The sequence below is a fragment of the Bacillus sp. MUM 13 genome (assembly GCF_001866725.1).
Classification (GTDB): Bacteria; Bacillota; Bacilli; order Bacillales; family DSM-1321; genus Peribacillus.
Genome location: NZ_MLYQ01000031.1, coordinates 1 through 10788, shown reverse-complemented (window position 1 = coordinate 10788; position 10788 = coordinate 1). Strand labels below are relative to the sequence as shown.

Annotated in this window: 8 protein-coding genes and 1 pseudogene; 7 read left to right on the top strand and 2 right to left on the bottom strand. The window is 39.6% G+C overall.

The features are described 5' to 3' along the window. Positions 1-100: 100 nt before the first annotated feature. Complete coding sequence (sufB, locus tag BIV59_RS09735; protein WP_071351289.1) at positions 101-1498, top strand: Fe-S cluster assembly protein SufB; 1398 nt, start codon at positions 101-103, stop codon at positions 1496-1498. 77 nt (positions 1499-1575) lie between these two features. On the opposite strand, the gene BIV59_RS09730 is transcribed toward sufB, so the two are convergent. Beyond that, positions 1576-2037 (bottom strand): tyrosine-type recombinase/integrase, encoded by a 462-nt coding sequence (locus BIV59_RS09730; protein ID WP_071351288.1) that lies wholly within the window; start codon positions 2035-2037, stop codon positions 1576-1578. A gap of 551 nt (positions 2038-2588) precedes the next feature. On the opposite strand from BIV59_RS09730, the gene BIV59_RS09725 reads away from it, so the two are divergent. The 5 genes from BIV59_RS09725 (at position 2589) to BIV59_RS09705 (ending at position 7511) form a co-directional block, all read left to right on the top strand. Then, positions 2589-3611 (top strand): amidohydrolase family protein, encoded by a 1023-nt coding sequence (locus BIV59_RS09725; RefSeq protein ID WP_071351287.1) that lies wholly within the window; start codon positions 2589-2591, stop codon positions 3609-3611. A gap of 52 nt (positions 3612-3663) precedes the next feature. After that, on the top strand, positions 3664-4377 hold the full coding sequence (locus BIV59_RS09720; RefSeq protein ID WP_071351286.1) for an iron-sulfur cluster assembly protein: 714 nt from the start codon (positions 3664-3666) through the stop codon (positions 4375-4377). A gap of 61 nt (positions 4378-4438) precedes the next feature. After that, complete coding sequence (locus tag BIV59_RS09715) at positions 4439-5014, top strand: DJ-1/PfpI family protein (RefSeq protein ID WP_071351317.1); 576 nt, start codon at positions 4439-4441, stop codon at positions 5012-5014. A gap of 150 nt (positions 5015-5164) precedes the next feature. Further along, positions 5165-6319, top strand: a complete 1155-nt coding sequence (locus BIV59_RS09710; RefSeq protein WP_071351285.1) for a CdaR family transcriptional regulator — start codon at positions 5165-5167, stop codon at positions 6317-6319. A 469-nt stretch (positions 6320-6788) separates the two neighbouring features. Next, positions 6789-7511 (top strand): metallophosphoesterase family protein, encoded by a 723-nt coding sequence (locus BIV59_RS09705; RefSeq protein WP_071351284.1) that lies wholly within the window; start codon positions 6789-6791, stop codon positions 7509-7511. A 782-nt stretch (positions 7512-8293) separates the two neighbouring features. Here BIV59_RS09705 and xylB read toward each other — a convergent pair. After that, positions 8294-9796: a xylulokinase gene (gene xylB, locus BIV59_RS09695; protein WP_071351282.1), complete on the bottom strand. Its 1503-nt coding sequence runs from the start codon at positions 9794-9796 to the stop codon at positions 8294-8296. Between the two features lie 259 nt (positions 9797-10055). On the opposite strand from xylB, the pseudogene BIV59_RS09690 reads away from it, so the two are divergent. Continuing rightward, positions 10056-10568 (top strand): annotated as a pseudogene (locus BIV59_RS09690) (DUF72 domain-containing protein); the annotation flags it as partial. Positions 10569-10788 lie beyond the last annotated feature (220 nt).

Here is a 10788-nt window from a genome sequence, read left to right as displayed (position 1 = left end):
CATCTGTAATAAGGCGTTTTATGCTTGCAGCGGCTGAGCTGACGCCTGGGCTTTTTAAGCGAAACGCTTCATCCATTTATGAAATGGAGGAATATGAACTATGGCTAAGAAAATGCCTGAAATCGGCGATTACAAATATGGTTTTGCAGATCGCGATGTGTCGATTTTTCGTTCAAAACGGGGACTTACCAAAGAAATCGTTGAAGAAATCTCACGCATGAAAGAAGAACCGCAATGGATGCTTGATTTCCGTCTTAAATCTCTGGAGCATTTTTATAAAATGCCTATGCCTCAATGGGGCGGGGACTTGATGAGCTTAAACTTTGATGAAATTACCTATTATGTTAAGCCGTCTGAGAAATCTGAAAAGTCATGGGATGAAGTTCCTGATGAAATTAAACAAACCTTTGATAAATTGGGAATCCCTGAAGCTGAGCAAAAATATCTTGCGGGTGTTTCTGCACAGTATGAATCGGAAGTTGTTTATCACAATATGAAGGAAGATCTTGAAGAAATGGGCATTGTCTTTAAAGACACTGATTCCGCTCTTAAAGAAAATGAAGACATTTTCCGCGAGCACTTCGGAAAAACCATTCCTCCTACCGATAATAAGTTCGCTGCATTGAATTCTGCTGTCTGGTCCGGAGGCTCATTCATTTACGTGCCAAAGGGCATAAAAGTGGATACGCCGCTTCAAGCTTATTTCCGGATTAACTCAGAAAACATGGGACAATTCGAACGTACGCTAATCATTGTTGATGAAGGTGCATCTGTTCATTATGTAGAAGGCTGTACAGCACCGGTTTATACGACGAACTCTCTTCACAGTGCAGTTGTTGAAATCGTAATCAAGAAGGACGCATATTGCCGTTATACAACAATCCAGAACTGGGCGAACAATGTCTATAACCTGGTTACCAAGCGCGCTGTTTGTGATGCAAATGCAACAATGGAATGGATTGACGGAAACATTGGTTCTAAGTTAACTATGAAATATCCGGCAGTCATCCTAAAAGGCGAAGGCGCCCGCGGCATGACCCTTTCCATTGCAATTGCAGGAAAAGGGCAGCATCAGGATGCTGGAGCAAAAATGACCCACCTTGCACCAAATACATCATCAACTATTGTGTCTAAATCCATCTCCAAGCATGGCGGAAAAGTGACATATCGAGGAATTGTACACTTCGGCCGCAAAGCAGATGGCGCACGTGCTAACATCGAGTGCGACACATTAATCATGGATAATCAGTCTACTTCTGATACGATCCCTTACAATGAAATTCTTAACGACAACATTTCCCTTGAGCATGAAGCGAAAGTTTCCAAGGTTTCTGAAGAGCAGTTATTCTATCTGATGAGCCGCGGAGTTTCTGAGCAGGAAGCAACCGAAATGATCGTCATGGGCTTCATTGAACCATTCACAAAAGAACTTCCTATGGAATATGCGGTTGAAATGAACCGTCTGATCAAGTTCGAAATGGAAGGGTCTATTGGATAATAAAGAAAAAACCTTTATATATCATGGGTTTGAGTGGTTTATATAAAGTGTAAAATTATTGGCATACCGATTTGAAATTAATTATCTCTTAATGAAGAAGGCGAACTTTTGAAGTTCGTCTTCTTCAATTTTTTCAGGTAAGTATCCACTGTTGTTTTGATGCTTTTATTCCCCAATCGATTTGAAACATATTTAAGGCTTGCACCTGATTCGAGAAGAAGGACAGCATGTGTATGTCTAAATACATGGGTGCCTTTATATTCAGCACCGGCTTTTTTATAATAACTTTGGATTGTTTCACGAATGATAGAAGGTGTTAAATAATGTCCCTTATAATCTTGAAAGGTTAGGCAATCTGCATTCTTGCGGAATCTTTCATTTCCTAAAATCAATTCATTTTGCTTTAACTTTTTTAATTCCCGTAATAAATCTTGGCCAATTTTAATTGTTCGATAAGAAGCAGCATTTTTTAATGTTGTTTTTAACTTTGTTATTATCATCACGGTTTGTTTGTTTATCGATCTTAATCTTATCACCATCAATATCTTCCCATCTTAAAGATGACCGAAGAAATAGAGCAATTTCCCAATCTCATGAACACGTACTCGAATGGTACCGGGTTTTACATCTTTTGCTTCACTCCGGAGAGCTAAATAAAGGAGACATCACGCTTGTGAATAGACAGTACCGCATTATTAACAACCAAGTGGCAGCATCTCAAAATTCCTTTCCCAAAGAGCTTCCTTACGTATTAAAGCCATCCTGAAGATATAGATTACCAAGAAATCGAGGACATTCGCCATTGCTCATTGAAAACTGCTGCCGTTCCTCATCGAAATATAGACAAGGACTGTATACTTGGGAAAACTATAAAGATTTGAAAATTCATTTGTATGTTTATCCAAAATTTTATGAAAAAAATCAACAATATTTTATGGATTTCTCCATACCAATTTAGTAATATTAATATTATCATTTAGTTAGAATATTTCAAAAAATATGATAATTTAACATATCTGATAATGATAACGCTTCCAGCCACCCGGAATTGTTATATTTTTTGAAAAAAACTAAGAAATGGGGGATTTGATTGTATAAAACGGCTAGTGGAGAAGAAATTTTCGTAATTGATGCCCATATCGCTTTGTGGGATGGGAGCAAGGAAAATCAACTAAATATCCATGGAGATCAATTTATTAGCTGTTTTTACGATTACCACAAAAACTTGAGTCCAAAAGAATATCTTTGGCCAAAAGAAAAATTTGTGAAATACGAACCTGAAACGCTGGTAAACGACGTGCTAGTAAAAGGATACGCGGACATGGCCATTTTCCAGCCGGTCTACTTGAAAGAATTCTATAAAAATGGTTTTGGTGATTTTGATGCCAACGAAGCGCTAGCAAAGCAATATCCCAACCGCTTTATTTGCAATGGTACATTTGATCCCCGCCATGAACATGAGGGGTTGGAAAAACTAGAAGAAATGAAAGAAAAATACAATTGGCAAGGCGTTAAATTATATACAGCGGATTGGCATAAGGGATCCAAAGGCTACAAGCTTTCCGATGAATGGTCAAAGCGCTATCTGGAGAAATGCGTCGAGCTGGGAATCAAGAACATCCACATACACAAAGGTCCGACAGTTACTCCTTTGAACCGTGATGCATTCGATGTAGCCGATGTCGACGATGCAGCCAGCTGCTTTCCTGAACTAAACTTCATAGTGGAACATGTAGGATTACCTAGATTGGAAGATTTTTGCTGGATTGCCACGCAGGAAAAGAATGTGTATGGAGGACTCGCTGTTGCAATTTCCTTGATTCATACACGCCCTCGCTATTTTGCCGAAATTATTAGTGAATTGTTATATTGGCTCGATGAAGACCGAATTATTTTTGGCAGTGATTATGGGATTTGGGAACCGAAATGGTTAATTGAAAAATTTATTGATTTTGAACTGCCGCAAGATATTCAAGAAGAAACTGGTGTCACGTTTGATTTGGACGTAAAGAAGAAAATTCTAGCTGGGAATGCAGCCAGGATTTATAACATCGACATTGACGCTCAAAAAGAGAAGCTCCGTACATGCAGACTTGCGGCGATGCAAGTTTAATGGAATAACGCATTAACAATAGATTAACTGCACAGGGAGGTGTTCAGCGTATATGAATAGGCTAGAACAAGTCTATACGATGTTGGATAAAGTATATGACCCCGAATTGGATCAGCCATTGACGGAATTGGGCTTCATCGATCATATCGAAATCCAGAAAGAAGAAGTTGAGGTCTATTTCCGATTGCCGACTTACTGGTGCTCTCCAAATTTTGCTTACATCATGGCAGAGGATATTCAGAAAAATGTGTCAGAGTTAGATTGGGTACAAGCAGTGAAAGTAAATCTTAAAGATCACTGTGCTTCGGATGAAATTAATCATGGCGCCTCTGCCGGGAAACGTTTCAGTGAATCCTTTAACGGTATGTCTGATGGTGACCTGGATCATTTGCGTAAAACTTTTGTGATAAAAGCCTTTTTAGCAAGACAAGAAAAATTAATTAAATTTTTGCGTCGCCAATGTGTTAATGATTCAGATATTGTGGGAATGTCTGTTGATCAGCTCCAGGAAATGCGGCTTTCTATAGAGGGACAATCGCTAAAGGAGAGATATCTGGAAAAAAAGGAAGCCTTAAACCACTCAAATGGTTTCGCATTTACAACTCCTGAAGACGAACAGCTCACCATGGAAGGATTCAAGGATTATCTGCAGGGTGCGAAATTCACAAGAATGAATATGGAATTTAATACTCACTATTGCAGAGTGCTCTTGGAAGCACGTTATGATTTACCATCTAAAGATGAAGTAACCCTGTTAAAAGGTTAGCTTTCGAAAATGCAAATGCATTTTTGATATAAAATAAATTTAAAAAGGAATGGTGATGTCAATGAGCAAAAATGTTTTGATCGTAACAGGAGATGCCGTAGAAGCTTTGGAAGTATTCTATCCATACTACCGCTGTATTGAAGAGGATATCAATTGTACGATTGCTTCCCCAGTTAAAAAGAAGCTTCAGACAGTCGTACATGATTTCTCGCCTGAAATGGAAACGTTTACAGAAAAATGGGCATATAAAATCGACTCCCATGCTTCTGTAGATGAGATAAATCCGGCTGATTATGATGGATTAATCATTCCTGGGGGACGTGCACCTGAATATATCCGCATGAATCCAAAAGTACAGGAAATCGCCGCTCACTTTCTTAAAGAAGATAAGCCTCTTGGCGTTATTTGCCATGGACAATTGGTGTTAACAACTGTTAGAGAATATATAAAAGGACGCGAAATGACTGCCTATTCAGCTTGCAGGCCTGAGGTAGAGGCTGCAGGTGCAACATACATTGAAGAATTGCTGCATGTCGACGGCAATATTGTTTCAGGTCATGCGTGGCCAGACTTGCCTGCATTCATGAGAGAATTCTTTAAGGTGCTAAATGTAAAGGTAGAAGCATCCGTAAAATAACACTACAGGGGCTGATCATTGTATCAGTCCTTTTTCGTTAAAATGTCCTGTTAATCTGTTCTAAAACATAATGTTGGCTAATTTGTTCTTTCAGAAGATTTCTAGTACTGTTATTGAAATTATGCAATGATTATGAATGGTGAGGATCACATGTTTCTTATTCCGGAACTTTCTACCAAAATTGTCAGGGAAGTACAGCAAGTACTCAGTGGGGATATTATCGTTGTTGATACAAAGGGTGAAATCATTGCTTCGACGCAACACGAAAGAATAGGCAACTTTCATGAAGGAGCTCAACTAGTTCTGCGTTCAAAAGAAAAGTTATACATCAATCAAACCATGACAAATAAATTAAAAGGTGTAAAAGCAGGCATCAATATGCCTATTATACTTGACGAAAAAGTGATTGGGGTAATAGGAGTAACTGGAGACCCGAAAGAAGTAGAACCATATGCTGAGTTAATTAGAAGAATGACGGAGCTGATCATAAAAGAGGCTTTTTATGCAGAACAATTAGAATGGAAAACGAAAGGCTTGGAATCATTTTTTCATGAATGGGTAAATCTCAAAATTGTCGATGAAGAGTTTCTGGAGCGCGGCAAATTAATGGGAATATCCATGAACGTGAATCATTTTTGCTGTATGCTGCAAATACCCAAAAGTGTGTTTCAAAAAAATGAAGGGCATATTCTCCAACGCAACATTTTCGAGTTATCGCAGGAATTTTTTCAAAGAAAAGATGACTATATTATTCGCTGGGGCGAAGGACGGTACTTATTGTTAAAAAGCGTGTCTCCAACGTATAACCGGGGCTGGTTCACTCGCCAGCTAAAAGAATTTAAAAGAGTCTTCGAACATAGATACAGATGCAATATCTCAATTGGAGTAGGAAAAACCTATGATGGAAAGGTTATTCATAGATCATATATTGAGGCAAAAAAAGCCCAAAAAGTGGCCCAAAAGACGGGCGGCCTCGTTTTTTACGAAGACCTCGTCATCGACGTGATACTCGAAGAAATCCCCAGAGATATGCAGCATGAGTTTTTGGAACGAACTGTAGGGATCCTGCTGGAACAACCGGAATTGATCGAAACACTGGAATGGTATATAAGCAATAATCAATCTGTAAAAGAAACTGCTTTGAAATTGCATCTTCATATCAACACCCTCTATTATCGCTTAAAACAAATTAAAGAATTAACAGGCATCGATCCAAAAGAAACGGACGGAATTGTCCTGTTCTATATAGCGCTAAGGTTCTTAAAAGATCTACATAGAGAATCTTTAAGTCTTTTGGGGGGATAACTGTAATTCGGTCAATAAGCCACTTCTAGCACTTTGTTATCTCTGTGACGCATACTTCAGCTTAGATATTCCAAACCTAGGGGAGCTGTACAAGCTCTCTTTTTTATAGAGGCATTTATGTTCAAACATGTTTCATATAGGAAACAGCTCAACCAAACTATCAATACATTCACCGCTCCATTCTCCCGTTGACTGCGGTCCTGATTGGATTCATTGATCACTCCGACAAACATCAGTTATAACACAAAAGGAACAATTATAGCTTGTACGATTATTTGGAACTTCTTTGCATCCCATCAAAAGCACAGGATCCAAATTAGGCCGCACAAAACCGGAGTACGCCGAAGGCTTTCCATTAGTAGCTCTTCTTTTTCTGCAACAATGCGTCTTTCAAATGATTGTATTATTTAACTTCTTCAAAACTAAATGATAATATAATGAAAAATGTTTTGAAGGAGAAATGTTACTGATGAAAATTGCCTTTATTTCGGATATTCATGGGAATGCGATTGCACTTGAATCTGTATTAAAAGATATTCAAAAGAAAAACATCGATAAAATTTATGTGCTTGGTGATCTTTGTTATCGCGGTCCTGATCCAAGGCGTTCCTTAGACTTAGTTCGTTCATTAAACGTAGAGGTAGTTAAGGGGAATGCTGATGAATGGGTAGTGCGAGGTGTCCAAAAAGGAGAAGTTCCTGATCAAGCTTTAGAATTAATGAATCGTGAGCGAGAATGGACAGTTTCCCAACTGCAGCAAAGTGATATAGACTACTTAGATGGCTTACCTGCTAAGCTTCACTTTGAAGTAGAAGGGGTATCTATCCATGCCTTCCACGCAACGCCGGTTAGTTTATTCGAAGTTATTACCCCAAATGAGGATGACCAGATTATAAAAGCAAAACTCATGTCATCAACAGATTCACAGGTCTATATTTATGGTCATATTCATAGGCCTTACATTCGATATATGAACGGAAAGGTAATCATGAATATTGGCAGTGTAGGATTACCTTTTGATGGACTGACAAAGGCTTCTTATGGTGTAATTGAAGTGCATAAACAAGGTTTTACTGCTTCTATTGAAAGAGTGAATGTTGATATCGAAAAAGTGATTGATCGATATAAGGAAGTACAGTACCCGAATGCGGAAATGATGATAAAGATTGTTACGAATGCTAGTCTTGAGTGATTTTGTTGGGAATGTATGTCATTTTAAAGGTGCTTTTATGAACAAGAAGAATGGATGAGGATTTAAACGGTTCCTTTGTTAAATACATTAAAATAGCCGGCTGCAATGAGCAGTCGGCCTTTTGTAGTTCCCGTTGCAAATAATCGCAGCATGATTTATCAGACAACGGAATCCATTCATTTATAATTTCCACGATCAGTTTTTTAAACAAAACCCCCTAAAACAACCTTGCCAATCGTCGAATTGCTCTCCAGCATCTTGCGGGCTTGACGAAGATTCTCTGCTCTGCTGATATGGGTCCAAGCACTTCGGCGAGCGTTGTTTTCAATTTTTCCCGTCCACTGCATCAGCGATTAGATTACGTTATTTACCTGAATGCTAATTCCCCAAGATCCGGATGCCAGCGACGGAAAGGTTCTGGTGATCATTGGGGCAGCCGGCGGCGCAGGGTATGATTATTTCATTTTGAAACACTGAAAGATCCTTTATCTATGCAGCTTCACACTTGCGGGTACCGTACCGGATTTGTGCCGGTTTCATGCCGAAATGAATTTATTTTTTAATATAAATTATTTTAAAAGATGGCTTTAAATCAATCTTCATCCTCTTTTTTTATAAATTATTTCGTCCCGTTTTAAGCAATATTAATCAAGTTCGAAATGTAAGGCTCTATCGGATAATTATTTTATTGAAAAAACTGTCATTAAGATCATCTTCATTGATCTTAATGGCAGCTTTTTTTCGTGGAATTCAGTATGATTGTCCGGGCATAATTGGGAGGGTTAATGTTTTGATTTAAAATCAAATAATCCGTGATTTATTGATGCTGTATGCGGATAGATCTTTTTATAAAGCTGGAATAGCTCCTTATAGCGCAGTACATTGTCTGGTATTGGCTCATAAATGGCATCTGATGAGGTAAAACACTCTGCACACTCCCTAAGGGATGAAAACCACTTTAAACCAGCTGCAGCAAGCATGGCTGCTCCCATTGCAGGTCCCTGTTCGCTTTTCAGTTTTATAATTTTAGCATTAAAAATATCTGCCTGAATCTGCAGCCATAGCTCATTTTTAGCCCCGCCGCCAGTTGAGACCACGATATCAATCTTTTTTCCGTTATTGCGGAATATCTCGACTGTTTCATTAATCGAGAAAACAATGCCTTCCAGCACAGCACGGGTGAAATCACGTTTTTTATGTGTGCTGTCAATCCCAGTGAAAGTGCCTCTGATTTTTGCATCCGCATGTGGTGTCCTTTCACCGGAAAGATAAGGTGCAAATAATAGGCCGTTTGCTCCAAGTGGTGATGCAGAAGCTTTTTCAATAAGCTCATCAAAACTTTCATTTTCTGCAAATGTATTTTTGAACCAGGTAAGGCTGTGTCCTGCAGAGAGAGTGACACCCATGCTATAGCAGGCATCCTTTTCTCCATGATTGAACAAGTGCACCTTCCCATCATAGCTTGTGGCGGTGTTTTCTTCATAAGATAAAAATACGCCGGATGTACCAATGCTGCAGAGTGCCTTGCCTTCAGACAGGATGCCTGCGCCAATTGCACCGCAAGCATTGTCAGCGCCGCCCGCGAACACTTTTACTTCAGGTGATAGACCTGTAATGCTTGCGATTTCAGGAAGTATTTTTCCTGTATGTTCTCCGGCATTTACGAGAGGAGGGCAGATATCAGCTGGAAGTTCAAAAGTGCGGATAATGTCCGTACTCCATGCTTTATTCTCAAGATCCAGCAAAAGTGTTCCCGAAGCATCTGAAAACTCGCTTTGAAGGCTGCCTGTCAGACGGAAACGGAGATAATCCTTCGGAAGCAGAAAAACGGCGGTTTTTTCAAAATTCTCAGGTTCATGCTCCTTCACCCAGAGAAGTTTAGGCAGCGTGAACCCTTCTAGAGCAGGATTTTTGGTGATTTCCATAAGCCTGCTGCCCATTTTGTGCTCAATCTCTCTGCACTGCATTGCCGTTCTAGTGTCATTCCAAAGAATCGCATTCCGGATGACCTTATGATTTTCATCCAGTAAAACAAGGCCATGCATTTGGCCTGAAAAGCTCAGTCCTTCAATATCCCGGGGCTTGGCGCCTCCTTCATCCATAAGCTGTTTCAACGCCTGGATGGTTTTCTCCACCCACTCCTCGGGATCTTGTTCACTATACCCGGGTTCATGCTGTATAAGAGGATATTGCTTAGTGGCTGAATGCTGCACATTCCCATCCTGATCAACAAGAATAACCTTCACAGAACTTGTACCCAAATCAACTCCGATCACATACTTCATCTTTAAACCTCCTAAATAAAATAAATAGCGGGCACGCTATAAAAGAAACCTGCATTCAAACTCAATCTTATCAACCATTATACCAACTTTGGGAAATGAACTGGGAAATGGGGTCTGACCCCATTTCCGATGGAAAAGTAAATACGCGGAACCCGCTCCACCCGTACATTTCCAGATTTAAAGCGTGAAAAACAGGGAAGAAGATACAAAGGGAAATACTCGGGAAATGGGGTCTGACCCCAAAAGGAGGGTAAGCTGTATGATTTATGTGGGTGTGACAGGATGGGGGGATCATGATTCTTTGTATTCTGGGAATGTGGCTGGGCGGGATAGGCTGAAGGTGTATGGTTCGCATTTTCCTGCTGTTGAGGTGGATGCTTCTTTTTATGCGGTCCAGCCGAAGCGGAATACTGATAAGTGGGTGCGTGATACACCGGAGTCTTTTCGGTTTATTGTAAAGGCATATCAAGGGATGACAGGGCACCAGCGGGGAGAAAATCCGTTTCCGAATAAGAGTGATATGTTTTCCGCTTTCAGGAAATCCTTAAAGTCTTATAGTGAAGCAGGAAAGCTGGCTATGGTTCTTTTTCAGTTTCCGCCATGGTTCGACTGCACAAAGGAGAATGTAAATTACCTGCGCTGGTGCAAACAGGAGATGAATGGCATTCCATCGGCTCTGGAGTTCCGCAATAATACGTGGTTCCTCCCGCATATGTATGACAAAACCCTTGCTTTTATGAAGGAGGAAGGCTGGATACACACTGTTTGTGATTTATATTAGGATATTCTGGTGTTATAAATAAATAATACAAATATAAGTATATAAAGTTGTAAATATCAATGTTTATGAGGAGGACTATTTCACACGAATAGTCTTTTTTTGTGTGGAAATTATTTCATCTATAGGATAATATAAGATGAATAAAGTATTAGGATATTTACTTATGTTTTTAGGAGGGCAGAGTCCCGTAGTGTTAATGACGTACTGCATT